Source organism: Glutamicibacter sp., assembly GCF_032154645.1.
GTDB lineage: Bacteria > Actinomycetota > Actinomycetes > Actinomycetales > Micrococcaceae > Glutamicibacter.
In genome coordinates this window covers 245146-269997 of the sequence record NZ_JALDXV010000003.1, presented here as the reverse complement: position 1 = coordinate 269997, position 24852 = coordinate 245146, and the positions used below count along the sequence as shown (strand labels likewise).

Sequence of the window (24852 nt, the reverse complement as noted above, 5' to 3'; positions counted from 1 at the left end):
GACGGTGAAGGAACATATGAGCGAGGTACCCCACCAGCTGCTCGCCCCGGCCGAAGATGCGGCAATTGTCGGCTACCTTGACCGGCTGGGGATTGACGGCGTGATCGACCTGCATGTGCACTTCATGCCCGATAACGTGCTGCGCAAGGTCTGGGCGTTTTTCGACGCCCGCGAGGAGCACGGCGAGCTGGCTTGGCCGATCACCTACCGCCATGACGAGGCGGCAAGGATCCAGGACCTGCGCCGCCTGGGCGTGAAGCGCTTCAGCACGCTGAACTACGCCCACCGTCCGGGCATGGCCGACTGGCTCAACGACTATTCACGCCATTTTGCCAAGGCACACCCGCAGGCGATCCATTCGGGAACCTTCTACCCCGAACCCGGTGCCGGTCAGCAGGTGCGCGGCTGTTTGGAGGCGGGGGCGCAGATTTTCAAGGTGCATGTTCAGGTCGGCAACTTCGACCCGAACGACCGGCTGCTGACTGACGCCTGGGAGCTGCTGCAACAGACTCAGACCCCGGTGGTGATCCACTGCGGCAACGGGCCGCATCGCGGACAATACACCGGGGTCGAGAACATCGAGCGGCTGCTTGAACGGTACCCCCGGCTGGTGCTGGTCATCGCCCATGCGGGTCTTCCCGAGTACAACGAATTTGCGCGCCTGGCGTTGGAACACCCCGGGGTTCATCTGGACACCACCATGCTCGCCACCGACTTCACACAGTCCTTCGCGCCCATGCCTCCGGGGTACGTCGAACTCTTGGCACAGCTTCGCGGCAAGGTGGTATTGGGCAGCGACTTCCCGAACATCCCCTACCCCTACAGCCATCAACTGCAGGCCCTTGAGTCCCTGGGGCTGGGCGACGCGTGGATGCGCGAGGTATTGCACGACGCCCCGCAGCGTCTGCTCGATGCGGTCCTTGAGCTGCCCTAGCCGCGACATATGGTGCGCACGTTTTGCAATGGTTCAGCAAATCCTCTTGACTGGTGAGAATACCTTTCATCGACCGACTTTTGAGGAAGCGCCATGAGCCAGACACCCACCACAGCATCGGCAAAGGCCGGTGAACCGCATGTTGCAGCCAGGGCCGCCGGGCTATGGCTTGGCGTGCTGGTGGTGGCTTTGGCAGTTCTCTGGCAGGGCATCGGCACGGCGGTGGTAGCCCATGTGGTCGACCCGCGGTGGGGCACCTTCGCCACGTTCAGCGCCTTCCTCAGCGCCTCGATCATCGCGGTGCTCATCTATGCCGTGCGGTCCCGGCGCGGGCAGGCGCAGGGCCGTGCTGTTCGGATCCGGCCCACCGAATGGGTCAAGCTGAATCTGGTCACCGCCGGAGCCTTCGCTTGTTTCTACGTAGCGGCGACGATGATCCCAGCCACCGCTGCCAGCGTCATCGAAACCGGCCTCGGCCCGATCGCCGTGACTACTGTGGCATATGTGCAGAACCGGGGACGGAATAGCGCAAAGTCACTGCTCTATCCTGCCTGGGTGCTTCTGGCTGCCTGTGCCGTTGCCTGGTTCGTTTTCGCAGCCCAGGAATCGGCCAGCGCCCACCAGTTGGCGGGCATCCTGCTCAGCGTCGTTGCCGGAAGCTGCGCCGCCGGGGTGCTGCTCATTTCCCGTCAGTTGGCCCAGCGCGGCGTGAGTGCCTTGAGCATGAGTGTGGCGCGCTTCCATTTGGCATGGATCATCTGCGGAGCGCTCTCCCTTCCAGCCCTGATGCTCGGACCGGTGGACGCCGGACAGCTCATCGCCATTGCCGGCATCTCGACCGTTGCCATCAGCGCCCCGATCCTGCTGCTCCAATGGGGCATTACCCTTGCCAGGCCCCTGCATTCGGCGATCATCATTTCTGCGCTGCCGGTGGTGGTACTGGCCGCCGATGTGCTGCTCGGGGCCCAGCTGACCGCGAGCATCGGGGTGGCGATGAGTTTGCTCGTTGCCGTACTGCTGTTCGGCCTTCGCCGCGGCGCCTGAAACACCTCCGGGTAGTGCCACTCGGCGGCGGCCAGCTGGTGCGCCGCGTCTGAAGTCTTCACCTCAAAAGTGCCGCACGTGAAGATATATCGCGCCGTGTGAATGCTCGATGAAGTAGCCTTGGCGACTTGGGCAACAAGGCTTGAGTTGCTGGACAAAATAGGACGACTACAGCGAGAAATGCTCCCTGAAACCGATGCCGATCACGCTCTACAGAGCATGGCGAACTCCAAGGAGAGGTAGCGTGGCAGGATCCGAAGATCGTCGGCCCTGCTGCCAACGTGATGTCCCACAGCGAAGCGTTCTAGAACCGCGAGGATCCTCCGGACCCTGAGAAGCTTCCGCCTCCTCCGGAATATCCGCTGGATATTCCGGAGGAAGTAGAGCTGGCTGCTTGTCGGGAGCTCGTGACGGAATTTACTCCTGCGTGGTACCCGGTGTTGAAGCTTTGCACGCGCCAGAAAAGTTCTCCGGGGCTGGTCACGTCAAGGATCGATCCCCCGCTTCGGTAGCCCCGGTTGGAGTACTTGGTGCGTTCATTGCGCAGCGCTTCTTGCATATCGCGCTTCTCTTCTTCGCTTTCGGCATAGGCTTCGATTTGGGCCGTTGCGAAGGCGTCCAATCGCTCGGTGAGTAGTTTGCGCAGTTCGGTTAACCGGTCAAGTGCCGAGTCAACGTCAATGTTTTCTGCTTTCAAATCGGTGCCGATGCGTTCAATCTCTGATGACGCATCCGCGGCGAAAGAATCGAGGGCGGCGGCTGCGCCCTGGGTCCCTTCCTCTGCTTCCGCTGTCAATTCCGGTAGTGCTTTAAGATCTTCCAGCAGCGGAGCAATCTGAGCGCGCCAAGCGTCTTCCCACGTCGATGAGCGGGTGTAGAGCGCGGCCGCCGCAATGATGGCATCGTCCGTCGCGTCTAAATTCTGAGCTGTCAGGCTGAAGTTCTTTGAACTCTGTACGCCAGCAGAGGTGCCCCGTTCCTTCTTTGTCGCTGCTTCCAGCTCCTGCTGCTTGGTAAATGACTCACGATATTTGGTCATGAAGTCTGCAAACCTGCGTTCGAGGTCGGCAGCATGCCGCGATCCGGTGGGCAGGGTGCGCGCCGATAACTCGGTTGATTCCAAGTCCATGGTGACGTTGCTGAGGTGTTTTTGCCCCTGGGCTAGATGCTCGGCAAACTTGCTGCGTCGAGATGCTCTTGCGCCGAAAATTCCCAGCGCGGTTCCGCCGCCAACCAGCGCGACCACCGCCCCGAAAATCCACATTCCAGGCTGCAGGTACCAAGGCCGATTAATGATCCCAGCGCCCGCCGTTGCAACGTCGATGATGCCATCGGTCCAACGAGCAGCACGGAAATTGTCGTATCCGGCTTCGTGAATCTTCTGCATCTGCCCCTCGGTCACTTTTCGGTCCTCACCAAAATACGTACCGATCTGCCCTGAACCGGCATCTTCTACAGACAAAGTGATGATGAAATATCCGTCGGACCAATAATCTCCATAATCTTCCGGATCCGATGAAATCCATTCAGGATGGGAGTCCTTGGCAAAAAGCAGGGTTTCCGTATTAATGTTGTCCGAATACTCTCCGTCCCGTGAGTACACTGCGACCTTCGTCGGCTCATGAAAATCAAGTTCACCAATCACGTCTTGGAGCTTTTGCTCATTAAGCACGCCGGCGGTGTCATAGACTTCCACGGATTCTAAATTTGTGCCGAAAGGGGCATCGAGGGCCGTCACTGCGGCCTGAGCTGCCGGTGCTATTCCCAGAATTCCAATTACCGCGACTGAAGCCGCGGCCCGGACGAAAAAAGGGGCTCGGTGAATTTGCACTGGAATGAACCTCCGTTGGACCTGTAGTCCAGCTGACTGACGATGACCTTTGACCATCGTATCGGCTAATTCCACCTCGACAGCAGAGCCTGGCGCAGTTTTCGTTTATGACCGTCATTTTCTGCTCTTGCCTCGGGTCCAGGTCCTCCATCTGAGGCCTGCACTCGTTGGTGTTGGAAGTTTCACTAGAACTCTGCTCCGGCTCAACAATGCTAATCAGCGTGGAAAATGAGGCAGAGAACGAAGAAGATCGATAGGTCTGGCAGCGCAACATGTCAGGAAACGTCATATCTCACGGTAAAATCGTAGAATGACTAGCATTGACGATTCCGGCGCAGCCGTACTATCAGAGACTGAGCGCGAAGTTCTCACCTGGGACACCTTCGGTGTTGCTTCCCGTGAACTTGCTCAGACCGTCGTCGACAGCGGTTTCGAAACCGATGTCGTTGTTGCCATCGCTCGCGGTGGCCTGTTGCTTGCCGGTTCGATCGCATATGCACTGGGCGCAAAGGCCTGCGGCGCGTTGAACGTCGAGTTCTACACCGGCATCGGCACCGTATTGCCAGAACCAGTTGTCCTTCCTCCGATGCTTGACGAGGGAGCACTGCGCGGCAAGAACGTTCTGCTCGTAGACGATGTTTCCGACTCGGGCCGCACCTTGGCCAAGGTTCTTGAGTTGATTTCCGAATGGGGCGCCAACGTCAAGACCGTGTGCCTCTACACCAAGCCACGCACCATCTTGGTTCCTGACTTCGAGTGGCGCCGCACCGACAAGTGGATTACCTTCCCGTGGTCTGATCTGCCACCGGTCACCAAGACCGAAGAAGCAAAGTAAATAAAGTTAGCAATCGATGGAGGACGACATGATGTCGTCCTCCATTGCTTTAACCGGTGATCTATTTGAAGGTCAGTCTGTCGGACGCATCGGATCACGGGAATCGTCGTTAATGCTCATGCTGGGAACTTCAGGATCTGGAAGATGAGTCCCGGCCCCTCGCTGAATAAAAAGCACGACGCCCCACGCGACGGCAATAATAACGAGAACCGCGATGGTTCCAAGGACACCGACAAGAAAACACGACCAAATTGCGCGTCCCATAGACATTTAAATTTCCCCCATCGGGCGCGAACAATAGCTTTACAGAAGAATTACATCGGTAATAATCTATCAAAGAATACGATTCCCACCCGATACCCTGTCCCGCCGAATGGGGAGTTAGTTGAGGTGAAGGCCGATTTCCTCATCAGCCCAATTCCTTTACACCCTTCCAAACGGACAGAAGGAATCTCACTTTAAAATTAGAAATTCAATATCTCTTTTGGCCCCGAGGAATACTGAAAGATGGTTGCTACACCATCAAAGAACATTAGTTGGCAGCGTAGTTACTGATTAATCGCAGGAGATCAGCACACGCTATTATCTTGGCTGCTGAGATTGTATTGTTATGGCCCGATGCGGTGTATGGAACAACTTGTCGTCGATACACGGTGGGTCCTTTGTGCTCAAGGCGGCGCACACCGGCAGACAGCCACGGCGGTCCAAGACTCATTCCAGTGCCTTCGATTTCGAGCAGTGTCTCTTTCCGGGCCTAGGGGTAGTTGAATTCTTGGCGTTCGGCCGGAAGCAGCTGCTCAGAAGTTGTCTGTACCTGCTGGGCCACCGAAATTAGCTCCATACCGGCACCGCATTGATGCGCCCCGACGGCGAAAAGCCAATACTCTCCGACTTGTGAAAGCAACAACTGGGCAGGCTCGGCGGTATCGGTCGGAGCAGGCATTGATTTGCCGCCTAATTTTCCGCATCTCGCACTGGGCGGATGAATCGAAGTGCATATCTCGGGGTATTGCCCGGCGACGAACCCCAGAATATATCTCTGGTCGGATCCGTGCCATTAAGCTGAGAAACTGTTCATCGCAAAGTTTCGACTCCCATTGAACCTTGGCATACGGCAACGCCTCGGTACCCTACTTTCGCAGGGTACCGAGGCGTTTGAAAGGGTTGCGAATCCCCTAGCGCTGAACGGCGCCGAACTTCTGCGCTGCAACCTCAACAGCAGCTGCACGTGCTTCGGACGCTTCATCAGCTGTCAGGGTACGGTCGGTGGCACGGAAGCGCAGCCCGAAGGCCAGAGACTTCTTGCCTTCCTCAATGCCCTTGCCCTCGTAGACGTCGAACAGTGCGACGTCTTCCAACAGCTCACCGGCGCCTTCACGCAGCGCTGCCAGTACGTCGCCTGCAACGACCTCGCGGTCGACGACCAATGCAACATCCTGGGTGGCCAATGGCTGGGTGGACAGGTGCTGGGCCACGACCACCGCTGGGGCGGCCTCCAGTGCGGCGGCGGCGTTCAGTTCGAAGGCCACGGTGCGTGCCGGCAGGTCCAACTCCTTGAGCAGTGCCGGGTGCAGTTCGCCCGCGTAGCCGATGACCTCGCCGTTGATCTTCAACGCTGCGGCGCGACCCGGGTGGAACGCCTGGTGGCTTCCCTGCGCCACCTCAAGCTCGGTGCCGAGAATGTCGGTGACGGTGCGTGCAGCATCCAATGCATCGGCCCAGTCCCAGGCGCGAGGTGCGAAGCCAGCGGCGGCGCGGCCCTCGTTGCCGGTGAGTACACCTGCAACATGCCATGGCTGGTTCGGGACGCCGGCAAAGAGCTCCGCCAAGACCTCGTCGCTTGGCTTGGCTCCCAGCGGTGGCAGCACGGAAGAACCCAGCTGCTTACCTGGCAGGAACACCAATCCGCCCTCATACAGGGCCAGGTCGCGGAAGCCGCGGCCGTGGTTGCGGCGTGCGGTGTCCAGCAGCCCCGGAAGCAGGCTGGTGCGAAGGAAGCGGAATTCCTTGGAGATCGGATTCGCCAGGGTCACCGCCTTGACCTCGGTGCCTGCTACGGCTGCGCCGAAGGTGTTGTTCTGCGCCTCGGAGACGAATGGGTAGGACAGCACCTCGGTCAGGCCGAAATCAGCCAGGCCCTGCAGCACACGACGGCGCTGCGACTGGGCGCGGGTCAGGCCGCGGCCCGGAGGTGCCACCGGCAGGGTCGCTGGAATCTTGTCGTAGCCCACGATGCGGGCTACTTCTTCCACCAGGTCTTCCTTGATGGCGAGGTCCGGGCGCCAGCTTGGAGCGGTGACTTCGAAGCCTTCGGCAACCTTGGCGACCTGTGCGCCGATGCCTTCCAAGGATTCGATGATCTGCGCATCCGTGTAGTCGATGCCGATCAGCGCCGAAGCGAAGCCGGTGGGGAGCAGGATGGTTGCCGGTGCCGGAACCTGGCCCGCGTCGGTGACCTTGGTAGTTTCGGTACCGCCTGCCAGTTCTACCAGCAGGTCAACAACGCGCTGCGCCGCGATCTGCATGAGCTCCGGATCCACACCGCGCTCGAAGCGCTTGGATGCTTCGGAAGGCAGCTTGTGGCGGCGGCGCGAGCGGGCAATGGAGACCGCGTCGAAGTGGGCAGACTCGATCAGCACACGGGTGGTGGTGTCGGAGACCTCGGTGGAGGCCCCACCCATCACACCGGCAATGCCGATGGCACCGGATTCATCGGTGATCAGCAGGTCCTCGACCGACAGCTCGCGTTCCTTGTCGTCCAAGGTGGTGAGCTTCTCCCCGACGGCGGCCCGGCGAACGGTGATCGCACCGCTCACCTTGTCGGCGTCGTAGCAGTGGATCGGGGTGCCCAGCTCGAACATCACGTAGTTGGAGATGTCCACCGGAAGCGAGATCGAGCGCACGCCGGCCAGCTGCAGGCGCGAAGCCATCCAGCGCGGGGTCGGGCGGGTCGGGTCGATGCCGGTGACCTCGCGGGTCACGAAGCGGGTGCAGCCTGGTACTCCGTAGATCGGAGCCTCGTCCTTGAGCACTACCTCGTGGCCGGCCTCGGTGGCGGCGCTGACGTTTACAGTCACTGCCGGGTCGGTGTAGTCCGTGCCGGTGGCCAGTCCGTATTCGCGGGCTACGCCGCGAATGGAGAAGCAGTAGCCGCGGTCCGGGGTCACGTTGATCTCCGCCGCCTGATCGTTCAGGCCAAAGAGCTCCATGACGTCGGTGCCCAGCTCAGGGTCCAGGCCCAGGCGGGAGAGCACGATGATGCCGTCGTGGTCTTCGCCGATGCCCAGCTCGCGGGAGGAGGCGATCATGCCGGCCGAGGTGTGGCCGTAGGTCTTGCGCGGGGAGATTTTGAAGTCCCCTGGCAGCACCGCTCCGGGCAGGGTGACAACTACCTTGTCGCCCTCCACGAAGTTATGTGCGCCGCAGACGATGCCCTGTACGCCCGATGGGTCGATGCCCTTGCCGGTCAGGGTCTGCTCGGCACCCTCGGGAACCACGCGCACCTGGCACCAGTTGATGGTTTTGCCGTTGGAGGCTTCTTCCTTGACCAGCGAGAGCACCTGGCCGACCACGATGGGGCCGGAGAGCTCGTCCGATGGGCGGTGGACGTCTTCTTCTTCGAGGCCGACCTTGACCAGGTCCGCCATGACATCTTCGGCCGAGGCGTCGGCCGGTACCTGCGCGTAGTCGCGCAGCCATGATAGTGGAATACGCATGTGCTTAGATCTCCATCCCGAAGTGCTGGCTGAAACGGACGTCGCCCTCGATCATGTCGTGCATGTCAGGAACGTCGTTGCGGAACATGAGCGTGCGCTCGATGCCCATGCCGAAGGCAAAGCCGGAGTATTCCTCCGGGTCGATGCCCGCGGCGCGCAGCACGTTGGGGTTGATCATGCCGCAGCCGCCCCACTCGATCCAGCGCGGGCCGCCCTTGGCGCCCGGGTGCCAGATGTCCAGTTCGGCGCTCGGCTCGGTGAACGGGAAGTACGCTGGGCGCAGGCGGATCTTAGCCTCCGCGCCGAACATCTGGCGTGCGAAGTGCTCAAGGGTGCCGCGCAGGTCGGCCATGGTCAGGCCCTTGTCCACGGCCAGGCCTTCGAACTGGTGGAAGACCGGGGTGTGGGTGGCGTCCAGCTCATCGGTGCGGAAGGTGCGCCCCGGGCACAGCACGTAGACCGGAACCTCGCGCTCCAGCATGGAACGGACCTGTACCGGGGAGGTGTGGGTACGCAGTACCAGGTGAGCGTCGGCAGGCTCGATGAAGAAGGTGTCCTGCATTTCGCGGGCCGGGTGGTCCGGCTTGAAGTTCAAAGCGTCGAAGTTGAACCACTCGGATTCGACTTCCGGGCCTTCGGCGATTTCCCAGCCCATGCCGACGAAGATGTCGGAAACGCGGTCCTGCAGGACCGAGAGCGGGTGACGGGCGCCGGTACGGCGGCGGCGTGCGGCAGCGGTGACATCCACGGTTTCTTCCACGAGGATGCGGGCTGCTTCCGCTTCTTCCAGCACGACGGTGCGGGCAGCCAGGGCCTTGTTGACTCGTCCACGGGCGCCGCCGACGAGCTTGCCTGCAACAGCCTTTTCTGACTTGTCCAGCTTGCCGATCTGGCGGTTGGACAGCGACAACGGCGATTTCTCGCCTGTGTGGGCCAGTCGTGCATCCTTGAGCTCGTTCAGGTCGCCAGCTGCTTCGATGGCTGCCAAGGCGGCCTCGACGGCTGCCTGGATGCCGGCTTCATCGGTTGGGTGCGGGATGTTTAGCTCCGCGTCCGGAGCCTGTTCGGTTGTCTGATCAGACATGGGATCGATCGATCCTTACTCTTATCTTGTACTTACGCGTTTGAACACTTGCTACCATTCTATTGCCAAGGGCCCGTCTTCGTTGAAACGAAGACGGGCCCTTGGCGTAGCTCTAGAAGCTGGAAGTGTTACTTCTTGATTAGTGAGCTTCCTTCTGCGCCTTAGGAGCAAAGGCCAGGGTGAATACCAATGACAGCACGAGCAGTGCACCGCCGAAGAGGATCGAGTAGTACAGCGAGTGGTTGGCCTCGCCGGTAGCGGTGTATACGTCCGCGCCTTCGATCAGGTCAAAGGTCACGGTATTGTGCTCGACTTCACCGGCGGAGTGGGAAACTACAGCGCCTGGGAAGGTCACCGCAACCTTTGCTTCGGTAAAGCTGGAATCTACAGCGGTCTGCCCGGAGCCAGGCATGGTGAAGGTGAATTCCTTGCCGTTATCGGTGACGGTCACCGGAATATTAAAGACTGAGAACGCGTCGGCCAGTTCCGAGTAGGTCATGGTCTTGGCAGTCTCAAAACGGATGCCTACCTTGTCGCCTTCTTCTACTTCGGTGTAGGTCCACTGGTCGGCAAGCATGCTGTCCAGCTTAGACATATCAACCTGCTGAGCCATGAGCTCTTTAAAGTCCATGCCCTGAAGGGACTGCTTAGCGGTAGTTACCTCTACCGTGCCGGTGACCTTGTCCTCACCCTTGATATCAACGCCAACATTCATATTGACGCAACCCGACAAGGCCAAAATAGCGGTAAAGAATAGCGCAATGACGCTAAAGATTTTCTTCACGGAAGAAGCTCCTAGTGGAAGTTGGTGGTTACCTATACTCCTCAGAGCATTGGCATAGTTATAAGTCTAAAGGGTTTGGGCGACATGACCGAGTTGACTACGTTCTAAGCAGGCTTGAACGATTGGTGCATCGGCCGGGATCCAAGGGACGACGGTTCCCAGGTGCTCGTCAAGGTCCAGCCATTGCAACTGGTCATGGCCGTCGAGTGTCGCCGGCTCTCCGTCGTGGATAACCGCAAACCACACGCGCATCGCGGCGCGTTCGTTCAGCTGCCAACCTTGCCTCAGCGGACCAGGGATTTCGGCTCCCAGCTGGATCTGGACTCCGAGCTCCTCGCGCAGTTCTCGGTGCACGGCAGCGATGTCGCTCTCCCCCGGCTCAACCTTGCCGCCGGGAAATTCCCAAAGGCCCGCAAGCGCTTCGGGGCGGTTCCTGCGTGCCGCCAACATGCGCGTGGGGGCACTGAAATCGTCGACGATTGCCACAGCGACGATTTGTTTGAGGTTTTCACTCACGGTTTAGACTCTCCGTTTAGTTCTTGCCCGAATGCTGGGCCCTGGCCGAACCATATAGGCAGACGGTTGCGGCCGTGCCGACATTCAAGGATTCTGCAACCCCATAGAGCGGGACTGCCACTCGGAAGTCGGCGGCGTCTTTTTCTTGCTCGTCTAGTCCCTGGCCTTCGTTCCCGAATAGCCACATGCTCCGGGCTTCGAGCACCGGTTCGTTCTGTGACGGGTGGGAACCCTCTGGATGATGCGCGCGTAGTACGGCGCGGTCCTGGAGCTCATCAAGGTTGTGGGCAGCGTATCCATCCGCAGCCAGCACCTGGATATCGGTGGCCTTGGCCGCTGCAACCAGATGTTCAAACTCGATGTTGCTGAGCACCGGAAGATGGAACAGCGAGCCTACCGTTGAGCGCACGGCCTTGGGGTTGTAGATATCCACGCTGCCCTTGGTGAGCACGACCGCGTCGGCCCCGGCGGCGTCTGCTGCCCGCAGTATTGTTCCTGCATTTCCCGGATCTTGGACACGGCACAATACCGCGATGAGCTGCGGCTTGGCGGCGAGTATTTCGGAGAGTTCAGGCTGGTGCATGGAAACAACGGCGAGGATGCCCTGAGGGCTTTGCGTATCCGCCATGGCGAGCAGCACCTCGCCCGTCACCAGTCGGGGGGTTACCCGAGCTTCGCGCAACAGCGCTTCAAATTCAGTGTGGCTTTCAATGAATCCAGGCACCGTGTACACGGCTCTGACGAGGTCTTGCTGTGCGCCGTGGGCACGCAGTGCTTCACGGACCGCCTGTGGTCCTTCAACGAGGAATTGACCCGAATTTTCGCGCCCCTTGCGATTGGCCAGCCGGGCTACCGCCTTGACTCTTTCGGCGCGTGGATTGGTCATTACCTCAGGGGTTGTGCTGGTCATTCTTCGAGAATACCCTCAGAAACGCCTAAGGGCGGAGTCCGCACTAGGTGCGGACCCCACCCTTAGGTGTGATCTCTCCAATAAAGAGGAAGTATTTCTACTTCATCTTCTGGCGGGCTTCGCCACCAGCAGGCTCGAAGCCTGCTGCCTTGGCGGCCTCGATGGAGTTGAACCAAACTTCAGCATCGGTCTGCTCGTACCAGGTCGAGCCCGGTACGTGGTACTTGTTAGAACCGGCGTTGCCCTTGATGATGAATCCTTCAGGAACAACTGCGCCTTCAGTTACCTTGAAGACACCGTCTGCTGCGGCAGCCTCAGGGGCTGGGGTCTCAGCCGAAGCTGGGGCCGGAGCGGCCTTCGGAGCGGCGGCAGTAGCCTTGGCTGCAGCCTTAGGGGCTGCGGCTACTACCTTAGGCGCTTTTGGGGCGTTGACATCAGCCGGCAGGGCACCCTTTGCTACCTGAACCAGAGTTGCGAAAGCGTTCGAGTCTGAAACAGCCAGCTCAGCGAGCATGCGGCGGTCAACCTCGATCTCAGCAGCCTTCAGGCCCTGGATCAGACGGTTGTAGGTCAGGCCGTTGGCGCGGGATGCAGCGTTGATGCGCTGGATCCACAGGCGGCGGAAGTCGCCCTTGCGCTTACGACGGTCGTTGAAGCTGTAAACGAACGAGTGGAGCAGCTGCTCCTTGGCCTTACGGTACAGGCGCGAACGCTGACCGCGGTAGCCCTTGGCGCGTTCCATTACGACGCGACGCTTCTTGTGGGCGTTTACTGCCCGCTTCACACGTGCCACGTGTGTCTCCTTCAAGTTGGTTCCCCAGCCCCGAGGTAACAGGGTGGGAGAAGTCTATGGGTGGTGGGGTAATGCTCCCCGAAGTGCGAAAGGGAGGCTTAGAGGCCCAGCATCCGCTTGATGGTCTTCACATCGGCCTTGGCGACGATCTGGTCAGAAGCCAGGCGACGGGTCAGACGCGAGGACTTGTGCTCCAGGTAGTGACGACGGTTGGCCTGCTGGCGGACGAGCTTGCCGCTGCCAGTTACCTTGAAGCGCTTCTTGGCGCCACTGTGAGTCTTGAACTTCGGCATAGCTGCCGTTCTCCTTACGTGCTCCATCCGGCAAATAAATGCTGGACGGGGTTCATCCGAAGCGGGCCCCTTAGCAAAGGTGACCGCTAATGTTCTCTTCTAGTTGGATCTTCCAAGGAAGTTCCTTCACCGTCTAAGCGGTGACGGGCTCGAAAGCCCAACAGGTTTGGCTAGGCGTCGCCTTCAGCTGCCTGACGAGCCTGCTCCAGCTTGGCGCGAGCTTCGTCGTCCATCGCTGCTGCGACATTCTGACCTTCGGTCTCGACTGGCTCGTCGGTGCGGATCTTGCGCTTGGCCGCATTGCGGCCACCCGACTTCTGCTGCTGTTCGCGGCGAGCCTCGGCCTTGTTCTTCAGCGGACCTACAACCATGACCATGTTTCGGCCATCGATGCGCGGGCTGGACTCAATGATTCCAACCTCTGCGACGTCTGCTGCAAACTTCTCCAGCAAGCGGATACCCATCTCTGGACGCTGCTGTTCACGACCACGGAACTGGATCATGGCCTTGACCTTGTCGCCTGCGCCTAGGAAGCGCAGTGCGTGGCCGACCTTGGTCTGGTAATCGTGGGTGTCAATCTTTAGGCGGAAGCGAACTTCCTTCAGGACCGTGTTGGTCTGGTTCTTACGAGCTTCGCGAGCCTTGACTGCGGCCTCGTACTTGTACTTGCCGAAGTCCATCAGCTTGCACACTGGAGGCTTGGCGTTGGGTGCCACCTCGACCAAGTCCAGATCGGACTCGTGAGCCAAACGAAGCGCGTCCTCGATGCGGACGATGCCTACCTGCTCACCATTGGGGCCGACGAGACGTACCTCTGGCACGCGAATGCGCTCATTAATGCGTGGATCGCTGATGTGTCACTCCTGAAATTCGTAATTCCGTAACCGCAAACAAAGAAGGCCTCCGTCTGCGATTGCAGGCGAAGGCCAAAAAGAACGACACAACAGTCCCTAGAAATTACAACACTAGAGCTGCTGGGGAATACACCTAAGCGTATCCTGCCGAATTACCCGGAAGCCTCATAGCGGCGACGGCGGGTGGGAGTTGGCCTCCACTTGCATGGCTCAATACTAATGCCTCAGGTACCTCTAGGTCGAACCCAGAGACCCTGTGACTGCACGTATCGAGTCGGTCTGTGACAAGCTTAGCAGTATGAGTACCGAAGATACCAACTCGCATGAGCACACCGTCGACCAGCAAGTCCGTGACATTGCCGAGGTCGCAGCAGTAGAAATCATCACTACCGCAGCCGTACACCTGATGAGCGCAGCAGCGGTCAAGTGCGGTTTGGCTGAGGGTGAAGATGCAAATGAACTCAAGGATTTGGATGAGGCTCGCAAGCTGATCACCGCGCTAGCTGGCCTAGTCACCGCCGGCGCACCGGAGATCGGCTCACAACACGCAGCACCGTTGCGCGATGGACTGCGCAGCTTGCAGCTGGCGTTCCGCGAAGCTTCGCTAATCCCGGATGAGCCAGGCAAGGGCCCCGGTGAAAAGTACACCGGACCGGTCAGCTAAGGCCCAATCAAAGATTATTTAAGAGATTAAGATCATCCCTTCAAGGCTTCGTTCAGGGCGTTGAAGGGATGATCTTTTTCATGGGGTTCTGAGCGCCGGATCACGCGCAATAATCTAGTCGACGCTAGATAACGCTTCGCGTGGCAATGCGTCGGGCGCGAATCCGTCGGCGGATCTGCTGTGCTGTCAATGCCAGCACGACAAAGACCACGGCTAGTACACCGATGGCTGCGAACGCCACAGCTGGTCCGTAACCGTCGACAAACCAACCAGTCAGCGGTGAACCGATGGCGGTACCCGCAGTCATTGCCGAACCGTACCAGCCCATAGCTTCGCCACGCCTCTTCTCTGCTACCAAATCCGTGAGCCATTCCGATGCTGCCGACAGGGTCGGCGCGCACATGAATCCCGGCAGCGCAGAGAACAGCGCCAGAGACCATGGGTCCCAGGCAAAGTACATGGGGATGGTCAAGATTGCCATGAGCAACAGCAGTATCAATGGAGATATATTGCGGCTCATCGAACCGTAAATCAATCCGCCGACCAGCGAAGCACCACACCAAAACAAAAACACCAAACCCAGCTGATCACTGCTGTCTGTTGCCTGCAGTTCGGCGAGTATTGAGACCTCGGTTCCGGTCAGCAGAATACCTGCGCCGGCGGAGGCAATGAGAACCGCCAGCACCGAGGCGCTGACCCAGCTGAAGCGATTTTTGAACGCATGGCCGCGCTTCTTGATGCGTGCCCGTGCCGACTTCCAGCCGGCAAGGATCAGTTCGCCCTCAACTTCCTGTACCCCCATTGGGGCCGCGGCGATGAAGCTGGCTTCTGCGCCCAGGCGCTCCTCGTGCACATTGGCACGTGCTGCGATGGCCTTGGGATCAGAACTTTGCGTTGGAGGATTCAACAGCATCAACGCTATACCCGCGAGGCTGGAGGTCAGGCCGATCACCGTCAGTCCGACAACACTGGAAATCTGTGTTGCGACGATTCCAGCGGACGCGGGACCGACAATGAACACCAGTTCAGTGGCGGTAGCATCCAGGGCAAAGGCCGTCCGTCGCTGATCGCCGACGGTCATGATGCCCAGAGCGGTTCGAACCACGGAGAACACGGGAAGGGCGAACAGCCCTCCAATAAATGCCAACGGATAGATCCAGACCAGCGGTACGTGCGGCACGGTGCACCATACCGCCGTTTCGATAATTACCGAGGGGATCAGAGCCCTGCGCAGCCCCCACATGTCGACGCGGGCACCGCGCCACGGTGCACCAATGGCAATGCCGATAGTCATCAACGCGGTGACGGTGCCTGCTTGGACCCACATCAGTCCAAGGTTGTTCACCAGATGAAGGATCAGCAGCATGCCCAGTGCCGAATGAGGAAGTCGGGCCACCATTCCTATGATGAGCAATGAAGCGATCTGTGGTTGACGCAGGATCTGCCAGTAGCGCTTCATGTATGGTGCTTCCCCTCTTGGCTGGCCCGCCCTTAGGTTGAAGAGCTGAGCAAACTAATTTCGAGCGAGTCCACCAATTCGGCGAACTCAGTATTTTGGGCTAGACGCCCGTGGATGGTGCTGGTGATCTGACGAGCGTCGTTTTCGCTGGTACCGGCGGTATATACAAATTGGAGGTTCAATTCTGGTCCTGATCCGCCACCCAGTACCGGGTTGCCTTGGGCATCTCGTGAACCAACGCCACGGCCGGGTGCCAGTTGCACTGATTTCAACTGTTCAAATCCAGTCGTCGCCTCCTGCACGAGGTTGGCGATGTCCTGATTCAAGTAGCTGGGTATCCAGTCAATTTGTTTAGCCAGGTTCCAAACACCCGGTCTGCGAAGTACGAAGGTATAGTCGCTGCCCGGGTCTAGGACCAGCAACTGACATTCCTCACTGACGGCTGACAAGGCCGCTCGTGGAGCATAGACGGCAACCGGACGCGCTTCAGAATGCCATGCTTGAAGTCGTTCGACCGTGGTAAAAACCGGCAGGGCCATCCTGCCGTCGGGAGCCTTAATTTTCACCAATGCCATGTCGGCTTCTTTATCAGCGGCGAATCCGTGTTCGGTCATGGATTCTTCCCCCAGCTGGGCGATCACTGCGACAAATACACGAGCATCTGCCAATGCCTTATGAACTGAGGACTCCGACCCTTCACCGCTGCGAAGGTCCAGTAGCGCTTGTACTACCTGCGCATCTGCCAGCCCGTCGTCCTTGTCGAACTTGTGCAGGGGGTTTCCTTCGCCGGCTAAGTCGCGCCCCTCCCAGCTTTGACCAGCCGAGTCCGAGGCAGCTCCTGCTTGAGCCAACGCCGCAACGATATGACCCGGCAGGTGTCGCTTTGGTGCTGATTCAGGTTGTTCGGTGCTCATGCTTCCATGCTATCGGTGCTAATGAGCCGTTGAGAACATCTTTTAGTCAAGTGATCATGAGGTTGCCCACGCGATGAGTTTGTCTTTCAGATTTCTAGGCCCCGCAACTGCGACGCAGCAACTTGCACCTCAATCACTTATTTGTCGAACGGGGTTCGGCTACCCGCAAGTCGAACTGGATGCACAACTACAGAGGCTGCACCTGATTGCTTCTATCACCGCTGGCCAATCACTCGATCGTCTCTTTCTTTTTGGAACTAATGAATAGTGATCATTTTATTTTCATAAAGAAAACGCGGATCGGCTTTCCGGTGGGTAGCGATCCGCGTTTTCAACCGCCCCTAGAGGATCGGTCTTTTTGTTAGCGTCCAGCGACGTCTAATGCTTGCTGCAAGGTGAACTGTCCCGAGTACAACGCCTTGCCAACGATGGCGCCTTCGATTCCCTCGCCCGTGAGTTCTCTGAGCACGCGAAGGTCATCCAACGATGAGATGCCTCCGGAAGCAACGATTGGCTTGCTCGTCTTTGCGGCGATTTCACGTAGCAGTTCGACGTTTGGGCCTCGAAGTGTTCCATCCTTCGTGACATCGGTGACCACGTAGCGGGCGCATCCTGCATCTTCCAGACGTGCCAAGACATCCCAGAGGTCTCCGCCGTCTTTCGTCCAGCCATGTCCCGACAAGGTTGTGCCGCGGACATCCATGCCCACAGCGATTTTGTCACCAAACCGCGCGATAGCCTTTCGGGTCCACTCGGGGTTTTCCAAGGCAGCGGTACCCAGGTTCACTCGGGTTGCCCCGAATTCAAGTGCTCGTTCCAGCGAAGCATCGTCACGGATGCCGCCCGATAGTTCGACCTTGATGCTCAGCTCATTCGCAATTCGCTGAACGATCTCGACATTAGTTCCCCGATCGAAAGCTGCGTCCAGATCGACCAGGTGCAACCACTGCGCACCGTCGTTCTGCCAGGCTAAGGCGGCTTCTAACGGATCGCCATAACCCGTCTCAGATCCGGCCTCACCCTGTACAAGTCGTACTGCCTGGCCACCGGCAATATCAACGGCTGGTAGCAGTTCAAGAATTGGTTGCTCGCTCATGTTGTCCTTTTCGACGTGATGACTAGTAGGTCAGCGCCCAAGCGGCAATGGCACATCCGATAGCCAAGCCCCAAGCGGCGATAATCCATGAAATATGTGCCTTTTGGTTTTTCAATGAGATTGCTCCGCCGGCGAGAAAAGCACCGGCGGTCAGCAAAACAATTGACCACATTCTAGAGAGTCTCCAGCCAGTTGCTCAGTAGCTTCTTTCCAGCGTCCCCTGATTTTTCAGGGTGGAACTGAACGGCCGACAACGCACCGTTCTCCACTGCGGCAACGAACGGTGTCCCGTGGGTCGACCAGGTGACTTGCGGTGGGGTCATCGCCGGCTGCGTTACATCAAATTCCCATTTCTGCACGCCATAAGAATGAACGAAGTAAAACCGCTCGTCCTCGATCCCTGCGAAAAGTTTGCTGCCTTCGGGTGGGCGCACCGTGTTCCAGCCCATATGTGGAATGACATCGGCCTGCAAACGCTCCACCGAGCCAGGCCACTCGCCCATGCCGTTGGTCTTTACCCCGTGTTCAACACCCTGCTCAAAGAAGATCTGGTGTCCGACGCAAATACCAAGAACCGGCTGGCCACCAGCAATGCGTCTTCCGATCCAGCGCAGCGCCCCGAGTTTTGTCAACTGCTCCATCACTGAGGCGTAGGCACCAACACCAGGGACAACCAAGCCATCAGCACTCATGACCTTGTCCGGGTCCGCAGTGAGTTCAACTTCAGCGCCGGCGGCTTCCAATGCTCGCACTGCCGAACGAACGTTGCCTGAACCATAGTCCAGGACAACTACTTTCTTCTGAGCCACTTACAGGGCACCCTTCGTGGATGGAATCTTGTCGCCCATTCGAGCATCGAGCTCTACTGCTTCGCGCAGTGCACGGGCGAATGACTTGAACTGTGCTTCAACAATATGGTGTGGATCCCGTCCGGAAAGCACCTCGATATGCGCACAGATTTGAGCGTGGAAGGTAATCGCTTCGAAAACGTGGCGAGTCATGGAGCCGGTGAAATGCCCACCAATCAGATGGTATTCCTGCCCGGCTGGCTCGCCACTGTGAACGAGATAAGGGCGTCCCGAAACGTCAACCACAGAACGCGCCAACGCTTCATCCAGCGGTGCATAAGCGGTCCCAAACCGACGAATTCCTGCCTTGTTGCCCAGTGCTACTCGCAACACCTCGCCGATGGTGATCGCCGTATCCTCTACCGTGTGATGAACGTCGATATGAGTGTCACCCGTAGCACGCACCGTCAGGTCGATGAGTGAATGCTTCGAAAGGGCCGTGAGCATGTGATCGTAGAACGGAACAGAAGTACTGATCTCGGATACACCTGAGCCATCCAGATCCAGTTCAACGAACACCGATGATTCGCTGGTGGATCGTTCCATCCGGGCCCGACGTGCCCCAATCAATTCGGCAGACATGTCTTCCTTCGTTTGTGTTGATCTGTTAGTTCTGTGGTGCAAGCAGTTCGGTGAGTCGCTCAAGGAAAGCAGTAGTTTCAGCCTTAGTGCCTGCGGTGACTCGAAGCGTACCGGGAATCCCGTTGTCGCGAACGATGATCCCAGATTCGAGCAAGCCCTTCCAGATGGCGTGCGGATCTTCCAGTCCCCCGAAGAACACGAAATTCGAGTCGGAGACGGAAGGCTTGAGGCCCAGGTCTTTCAGTGTGCTGACAATTCGATCTCGTTGAGTCTTAATCTCTTCAACTTGGGCCAGCAGCAGGTCAATGTTCTTCAACGCTGCAATAGCAGTCGCCTGGGTTACCGCTGAGAGATGGTAGGGAAGACGAACAAGTCGAATCGCGTCGGTGACTTCAGGGGCTGCTGCGAGGTAGCCCAGTCGCGCACCGGCTAGCCCAAAGGCCTTCGACATGGTGCGGGTGACGATCAGTCGTTGCCGGCCGGGCAGCAAGCTCAACGCAGACTTGGTAGAAGCCAGCGAAAATTCCGCATAGGCCTCATCCACGATAACCATGGCTTTTAGTTCTGATGCGGCTTCGTAGACGGCCTCGATCACTTCAAGGCTCAACGCCGTACCCGTGGGGTTATTAGGCGAGCATAAGAAGACCAGATTTGGCTTGTGCTCACGGACCTGGGATGCAGCGTCGGCGGCGGAAAGTGTAAAGTCGCTGGCACGTCGCCCTGATATGTACCGCGTGTCAGTTCCACTGGCCAGCAAGGGATACATGGAGTATGTAGGATCAAAGCTCAGCACCGAGCGCCCCGGGCCGCCAAAGGCCTGAAGAATTTGCTGGAGAACTTCATTGGAGCCGTTTGCAGCCCAGATGTTCTCACGGCTCAAATCATGGCCTAGGTAGTCCGCAAGCAGCTCACGCAACTCAACGAATTCTCGATCCGGGTAACGGTTCAGGGTTGCGGCGGCTTTGGTTACTTCTTGCGCAATTGCTTCGATAACAGTCGGCGGCAGTGGATGCGTGTTTTCGTTGACGTTCAGCTGGATTGGTACGTCAATTTGTGGCGCACCGTATGGGGATAGCCCGCGGAGATTCTCACGCAAGGGCAGCTGACTCAAGAGTTCACTACGAACATTCACAAATTAAGTCTAATGGTGCAGCTGAACGGTTGGTGAATTGGCTACGAGTTTCAGTAACATTGCAGCCGGTATTTACGTGACTTCGGTTCTAGTTCGAAAGAACTGGAATCTCCAAGGTGTCGCCCACTCGAATCTCACTGGTGCGAAGATCGTTGAGCTCGGCGATATGCTCGACGGCGGAGTTCACGTCATGCCCGGATGCGTATTCGCCAGCTAGGCTCCACAGTGAGTCACCCGGAACTACCGTGATCCCGATGGTCTGAACTCCTTGTGGCAAGGTCGACGATGCCTGTGCACTGGAGGTCATCATGCTTACGAAAAATGCGGCGGCAATAGTCAGAACGAAAACGGGGATTCCCACCAGGACTGCCCAGCCCCTGCGGTTTATTCGGATTTTCAATGGTTCTGCAGTGCGATTCGAGTCAAGTGTTGCGTGTGCCATGACCTTCTCCTCAACGGTGACAGTGATGCGAATTCTTGTTCGAAAGTACTCTTCGAAGATACTTTCGAACCTCGTATATCTTTTCTAACAGAGACGGCGCGAAAATGTCCAGACATTTTCGAACAAATCTTTGATTGACAGTCCCTTATCGACTAAGATTTCGAAGTAGAAGAGGAACGAGTACATATCATCACCGAGCTCCGACAGTTTGGCTTCGGCCCAGTTCAGAACCGGTGTCTAGGGAAGGCTACGATCATGTCAGCTTCAGAACGAACTCCCCGATCGAACGCACGTTCGCTGACGATTCGCCAGAAGAAAATCCTGGAGACGATTCAGCGTTCCATCGGAAAAAACGGTTATCCGCCATCGATGCGTGAGATCGGTGACACCGTTGGTCTAAAGAGCCTTTCAAGCGTGACCCATCAGCTCAGTCAATTAGAGAAGCTTGGTTATCTTCGTCGAGATCCGCGTCGCCCTAGGGCCATGGAAATTCTGCTGCCGTTGCAGCTTACGGATGAGAATTCCAAAACTGAAGAAGATCCCAAGGCCGAAGCTTCGAAGGCCGAGGAAGCAAAGATTGTCGAATTAAGCTCCTCCGCTGACACGACGATGGTTCCGTTGGTAGGTCGGATCGCCGCTGGTGGACCGATCCTCGCCGATCAGTCGGTCGAAGATGTCTTCGCCCTCCCCCGTCAACTTGTAGGTCATGGCGAATTATTCATGCTTCGAGTTTCTGGCGATTCCATGGTCGATGCTGCGATCTGCGACGGAGACTGGGTTGTCGTGCGTCGCCAGCAGACCGCAAATAACGGAGATATCGTGGCCGCCCTTCTTGACGAAGAAGCAACAGTCAAGACTTTCCGCCAGCGCGACGGACATACCTGGCTGTTACCGCAAAACTCACGTTACGAACCAATTCTGGGCGATGCAGCGACCGTTATGGGTCGCGTTGTCTCAGTCATGCGCTCACTATGACTCAAAGCAAATAGTCTCCTAGAAATGCGGCCAGCAGAAAGTTGGCCGCATTTTTCTATGCAATCGGCCGCCAATCTATTCAAGCACCCCGGATAAATGGCACCGTTGGAACACATTTCGCCGAAGCCTGGTCCAGCATTACTCAACGGTCCTTAGTTCGGTTCCTTTCTCAGCCTGCATACTGGACGTTTCCCACAGCAACTACAGCTTCGGTAAATTCTTTCGTTCACCCAGCCCCGGTTCAAAAGATGGATATATATCGGTCAGGAATGAAGAAGTCATTGAGCCACAAGTTCGCCTAGGATTCCTAGGGTAGGCAAAAGACAGGGGTGTACAAGTGGAGTTTCTTGCTAGATCGTCCACCCCTGGGCACATCGATCTTGAGCAATTATCCAAGACACCTCAGAGACAGCAACGTCGAAGTCCAGCGTTGTTCTGCCCCCGACCTTCACTTTCATTTCCGAGAGGCATAGGAACACACCATGACCATTGTGAACTTCAAAGAGATATCCGAAGAAGGGCTAGAGTCCTCCCCCGTAGCACCGGCGCTGGCAGGATTGCGAGCCAATGAAGCCCGATATTTCTTCAATAAGTTCAAGTCAGAATACGTCACAAGCACACCTGAGGAACGTAGTGATGTCGTGACTTGGATTCAGGAAATTCTCAGTAGCGAGCGCAACATTTCATTTAGCTCCCCCATTCTTGAGGTGTTCACCTACGAGGATGAGGAACTGTTCTGGCCAACTATATATTTCCAGGATGGGCTAGCAGTTAACGTTCTTTGGACTAAAGCAGAGGGAGGAAAACGGGCAGTTGGCTTCAAGCTCAGTTTTGGAATGACTCCTCCCGCGGAGCTGGATGCGTTCAAATGGGCCCGCCAACGCTCCAAACTGGCCGGTGAAATTCGAGGCAGCTACTTTGTCATTAAAGGCGAGCATCCCCGGGACTAGTATGCAATGACTGCATAAGTACCTGTACCCCACACACGAATCCGCTTCTGTAGATACTTGTGGGGGTAAATCAGTATTTGAAGACCTTCGACGCCGGCATTCCATGGACCAACATAACCACGCATATTGAGAGATATCGGTACCCGGTGCTAAACGACCGCAAGGGCAAGCGTATCTTCGGCGGCTGCGGTCGCTCGAAGTTCGTCGTTGATTCGTCGGCGAGATACCAGCCAAAGAATAATGGCGAAGATCAGTACCAGCACTTCTGTTGTCGTCAAAGACCAGATGATTCCCGGCAACCCAAACAATAGATTTCCCAGAATAACGATCGGAATGAACAGTACGCCCTGTGCCACTGACATCAGCATGGCCGGTAGTGCGAGACCTGAGGCCTGGAACAATGAGGTAATAAGCCCGGTGAATCCGTTGGCTAGCATCGCGACAAGTTGCGCCGTCACAATGGTCACCGCCAGTGTGAGCATTGAGCTGTCCGGCAGGAATACTGGGATGATCTGGCCGCAGAATATGAGTATCACGGCAAAGAAGAATAACGACACGGCGCCGATCGCAACGGCCGAAGCACGCATCCCCGACGATAGCCTTTTGGAGTCCCCCTTGCCAAAGGCATACGCAAGCAGCGGCAATATACCTACAGTAATTCCCATGATCAAAAACTCAGGCACTTGGGCAATCCTGACGGCAACGCCCATCGCAGCAATCGGGCCATCACCATAATTCGCCGCAAGGTTATTCAGAACCAAGGTAGTAAGGATCATGAATACGAATCCCAATAGTTCACTGAACCCTACGCTGAGTACTGGTTTAGCTACGTTTGATGCAAGTGTGAACCAACGGGGCGACAAACTAACATCTGAGCTGTTTCGATTCAACCAACAGGACCAGTAGAGAATGCTCCCGAGGTTCCCGAGTCCTAGGGCTACTGCTGCACCCGCCGTACCCCAGTGCAGAATCAAGATGAAGACGATATCAAAAACAAGGTTTCCGAGCGTCGCTAGACACATACCGATCATCGCTTGGCGCGCGGCTCCCTGTGATCGAACAATTTGTTCAAGCGCCATGGCGCCGGCAAGCACGGGCAGGAACGCCAGCATCACGCCAATATATCCACTAGTGGCTTCGAATGCTTGGGAGGTCGTCCCAACGACGGCAACCAGCGGCTGCAATAGCAACAGCCCGATCGCGGCAAACGCAATGCCAGCGACCACCGCTCCCCATAATGTAAATGAGGACACTCGCTTTATCTCGTCCGATGGCGCAGATTGATGTTCTAATGCTCCCAAGAGTCTAGAAATCATGGCGCCACCACCAACACCAAATACATTGCCGATGGCCATCATGAGGCCGAGGATGGGAGTGCCGAAGGTTACCGCCGCAATAAACGCGGTGTTGTTTTGAGAACCGAGGAATCCGGCGTTGATCACATTGTGGATAGCACCGACTACCATCGCCGCTGCCATGGGCAAAGCAAGATGGATTAGTGCACGACCGATGGGCGCGGAGGCAAGATACCAGCGGTCCGAGCGTTGCAAAGTACTCGTGATTGCTCCTTTTTGGGCATGCTTGAGGACGCGCTGCCGAGCGTCATTGTGGCGGGCGCGTTAGGACAAAGAAATGAGAGTAAGTTAGCGGGAAGGCTTGGGAAGTGTTGCCGTCACCTTTGAAAGCAGCGAGTGTAGCGTTGCGATCTCTGCTTCAGTCAACGGAGCCATAATCCGGGTATCACCTTGTGAGATGGCGTCGGCAAAACCAACCATTAGCTCTGCCGCATCTGCCGTAAGATAGACGCCCTTTCGACGCACGTCACCGACGACCGACTTTCGTTCAACTAGGCCACGGCGTTCCAATCCCTGTAATAGGCTCGACACACTGGCCGCACTTGTTCTGGTGACGGCTGCGATGTCTCGTTGAATTGCCCCTGGGAATCGCTCAAGGTAACCAAGCACAAAGCTTTGCTCCACACTCAGCCCTCTTTCACGTACCCAGTCCTCGGCATTCTGCCGTTGGGCCAAGCCGATCCAACGCATAAGGCCCAGTACACCCGTCGGGGAGTTCTCAACAACGTCCCACTGATCTTCATTCATAATCCCAAGAATATTAGTTAGAATTCTAACTGTCAAGGTTCTAACTAAATCTTCACATAGCAGTGGTCAACGTTTCTTCAATGTGTCCATACCA

General features: G+C 57.4%; 26 protein-coding genes. 6 read left to right on the top strand and 20 right to left on the bottom strand.

The window, feature by feature from the left end:
* Positions 1–16 precede the first annotated feature (16 nt).
* Together RUH64_RS05080 and RUH64_RS05075 are read left to right on the top strand one after the other, a co-directional pair.
* On the top strand, positions 17–934 hold the full coding sequence (locus tag RUH64_RS05080; RefSeq protein ID WP_313811807.1) for an amidohydrolase family protein: 918 nt from the start codon (positions 17–19) through the stop codon (positions 932–934).
* 93 nt (positions 935–1027) lie between these two features.
* Positions 1028–1978, top strand: coding sequence for a DMT family transporter (locus RUH64_RS05075; protein ID WP_313811805.1), 951 nt, complete (start codon positions 1028–1030; stop codon positions 1976–1978).
* Positions 1979–2282: 304 nt separating this feature from the next.
* On the opposite strand, the gene RUH64_RS05070 is transcribed toward RUH64_RS05075, so the two are convergent.
* Complete coding sequence (locus tag RUH64_RS05070) at positions 2283–3674, bottom strand: DUF5129 domain-containing protein (protein ID WP_313811803.1); 1392 nt, start codon at positions 3672–3674, stop codon at positions 2283–2285.
* Positions 3675–4119: 445 nt separating this feature from the next.
* Between RUH64_RS05070 and RUH64_RS05065 the strand changes: the two genes are divergently transcribed.
* Positions 4120–4644, top strand: coding sequence for a phosphoribosyltransferase (locus RUH64_RS05065; protein WP_141364912.1), 525 nt, complete (start codon positions 4120–4122; stop codon positions 4642–4644).
* Between the two features lie 754 nt (positions 4645–5398).
* On the opposite strand, the gene RUH64_RS05060 is transcribed toward RUH64_RS05065, so the two are convergent.
* From RUH64_RS05060 to infC, 9 genes are all read right to left on the bottom strand, one after another.
* Positions 5399–5587, bottom strand: coding sequence for a hypothetical protein (locus tag RUH64_RS05060; protein ID WP_313811799.1), 189 nt, complete (start codon positions 5585–5587; stop codon positions 5399–5401).
* A gap of 232 nt (positions 5588–5819) precedes the next feature.
* Positions 5820–8360, bottom strand: coding sequence for a phenylalanine--tRNA ligase subunit beta (gene pheT / locus RUH64_RS05055; RefSeq protein ID WP_313811797.1), 2541 nt, complete (start codon positions 8358–8360; stop codon positions 5820–5822).
* 4 nt (positions 8361–8364) lie between these two features.
* Positions 8365–9444 carry a phenylalanine--tRNA ligase subunit alpha gene (gene pheS / locus RUH64_RS05050; protein ID WP_313811795.1) on the bottom strand — a complete coding sequence of 360 codons (1080 nt, stop codon included), beginning with the start codon at positions 9442–9444 and terminating at the stop codon, positions 8365–8367.
* A gap of 139 nt (positions 9445–9583) precedes the next feature.
* Positions 9584–10228 carry an LppM family (lipo)protein gene (locus tag RUH64_RS05045; protein ID WP_313811793.1) on the bottom strand — a complete coding sequence of 215 codons (645 nt, stop codon included), beginning with the start codon at positions 10226–10228 and terminating at the stop codon, positions 9584–9586.
* A 66-nt stretch (positions 10229–10294) separates the two neighbouring features.
* A complete protein-coding gene (locus RUH64_RS05040) occupies positions 10295–10744 on the bottom strand; it encodes an NUDIX domain-containing protein (protein WP_313811791.1) in 450 nt (149 codons plus the stop codon).
* A gap of 16 nt (positions 10745–10760) precedes the next feature.
* Positions 10761–11654 (bottom strand): RNA methyltransferase, encoded by an 894-nt coding sequence (locus tag RUH64_RS05035; protein WP_313811790.1) that lies wholly within the window; start codon positions 11652–11654, stop codon positions 10761–10763.
* A 97-nt stretch (positions 11655–11751) separates the two neighbouring features.
* Positions 11752–12447 (bottom strand): 50S ribosomal protein L20, encoded by a 696-nt coding sequence (gene rplT / locus RUH64_RS05030; protein ID WP_313811789.1) that lies wholly within the window; start codon positions 12445–12447, stop codon positions 11752–11754.
* A gap of 98 nt (positions 12448–12545) precedes the next feature.
* Entirely contained in the window at positions 12546–12740 is a 195-nt protein-coding gene (rpmI, locus tag RUH64_RS05025; protein WP_313811787.1) for a 50S ribosomal protein L35, read from the bottom strand.
* A 170-nt stretch (positions 12741–12910) separates the two neighbouring features.
* On the bottom strand, positions 12911–13561 hold the full coding sequence (gene infC / locus RUH64_RS05020; protein WP_396275985.1) for a translation initiation factor IF-3: 651 nt from the start codon (positions 13559–13561) through the stop codon (positions 12911–12913).
* A gap of 331 nt (positions 13562–13892) precedes the next feature.
* Here infC and RUH64_RS05015 point away from each other — a divergent pair, with 331 nt between their 5' ends.
* Positions 13893–14258 (top strand): DUF1844 domain-containing protein, encoded by a 366-nt coding sequence (locus RUH64_RS05015; RefSeq protein ID WP_313811786.1) that lies wholly within the window; start codon positions 13893–13895, stop codon positions 14256–14258.
* Positions 14259–14382: 124 nt separating this feature from the next.
* Here the strand turns inward: RUH64_RS05015 and RUH64_RS05010 are convergent, their stop codons facing one another.
* The 8 genes from RUH64_RS05010 to RUH64_RS04975 form a co-directional block, all read right to left on the bottom strand.
* Positions 14383–15717 carry an MFS transporter gene (locus tag RUH64_RS05010; protein ID WP_313811785.1) on the bottom strand — a complete coding sequence of 445 codons (1335 nt, stop codon included), beginning with the start codon at positions 15715–15717 and terminating at the stop codon, positions 14383–14385.
* A gap of 32 nt (positions 15718–15749) precedes the next feature.
* Positions 15750–16631 (bottom strand): SseB family protein, encoded by an 882-nt coding sequence (locus RUH64_RS05005; protein WP_313811783.1) that lies wholly within the window; start codon positions 16629–16631, stop codon positions 15750–15752.
* A gap of 361 nt (positions 16632–16992) precedes the next feature.
* Complete coding sequence (priA, locus tag RUH64_RS05000; RefSeq protein ID WP_313811781.1) at positions 16993–17727, bottom strand: bifunctional 1-(5-phosphoribosyl)-5-((5-phosphoribosylamino)methylideneamino)imidazole-4-carboxamide isomerase/phosphoribosylanthranilate isomerase PriA; 735 nt, start codon at positions 17725–17727, stop codon at positions 16993–16995.
* A 22-nt stretch (positions 17728–17749) separates the two neighbouring features.
* Positions 17750–17899, bottom strand: a complete 150-nt coding sequence (locus RUH64_RS04995) for a hypothetical protein (protein ID WP_313811779.1) — start codon at positions 17897–17899, stop codon at positions 17750–17752.
* Position 17900: 1 nt separating this feature from the next.
* On the bottom strand, positions 17901–18536 hold the full coding sequence (hisH, locus tag RUH64_RS04990; protein WP_313811778.1) for an imidazole glycerol phosphate synthase subunit HisH: 636 nt from the start codon (positions 18534–18536) through the stop codon (positions 17901–17903).
* Positions 18537–19157 carry an imidazoleglycerol-phosphate dehydratase HisB gene (gene hisB, locus RUH64_RS04985; protein ID WP_313811776.1) on the bottom strand — a complete coding sequence of 207 codons (621 nt, stop codon included), beginning with the start codon at positions 19155–19157 and terminating at the stop codon, positions 18537–18539.
* A gap of 25 nt (positions 19158–19182) precedes the next feature.
* On the bottom strand, positions 19183–20289 hold the full coding sequence (locus RUH64_RS04980) for a histidinol-phosphate transaminase (protein ID WP_313811775.1): 1107 nt from the start codon (positions 20287–20289) through the stop codon (positions 19183–19185).
* Positions 20290–20377: 88 nt separating this feature from the next.
* Positions 20378–20731 (bottom strand): LysM peptidoglycan-binding domain-containing protein, encoded by a 354-nt coding sequence (locus RUH64_RS04975; protein WP_313811774.1) that lies wholly within the window; start codon positions 20729–20731, stop codon positions 20378–20380.
* Positions 20732–20986: 255 nt separating this feature from the next.
* On the opposite strand from RUH64_RS04975, the gene lexA reads away from it, so the two are divergent.
* Together lexA and RUH64_RS04965 are read left to right on the top strand one after the other, a co-directional pair.
* A complete protein-coding gene (lexA, locus tag RUH64_RS04970; RefSeq protein WP_313811772.1) occupies positions 20987–21706 on the top strand; it encodes a transcriptional repressor LexA in 720 nt (239 codons plus the stop codon).
* A 482-nt stretch (positions 21707–22188) separates the two neighbouring features.
* Entirely contained in the window at positions 22189–22656 is a 468-nt protein-coding gene (locus tag RUH64_RS04965) for a phage tail protein (protein WP_313811770.1), read from the top strand.
* Positions 22657–22805: 149 nt separating this feature from the next.
* On the opposite strand, the gene RUH64_RS04960 is transcribed toward RUH64_RS04965, so the two are convergent.
* Both RUH64_RS04960 and RUH64_RS04955 read right to left on the bottom strand, forming a co-directional pair.
* Entirely contained in the window at positions 22806–24206 is a 1401-nt protein-coding gene (locus tag RUH64_RS04960) for an MATE family efflux transporter (protein WP_313811768.1), read from the bottom strand.
* A gap of 93 nt (positions 24207–24299) precedes the next feature.
* Positions 24300–24758 carry a MarR family winged helix-turn-helix transcriptional regulator gene (locus tag RUH64_RS04955; RefSeq protein ID WP_313811766.1) on the bottom strand — a complete coding sequence of 153 codons (459 nt, stop codon included), beginning with the start codon at positions 24756–24758 and terminating at the stop codon, positions 24300–24302.
* Between the last annotated feature and the right edge of the window lie 94 nt (positions 24759–24852).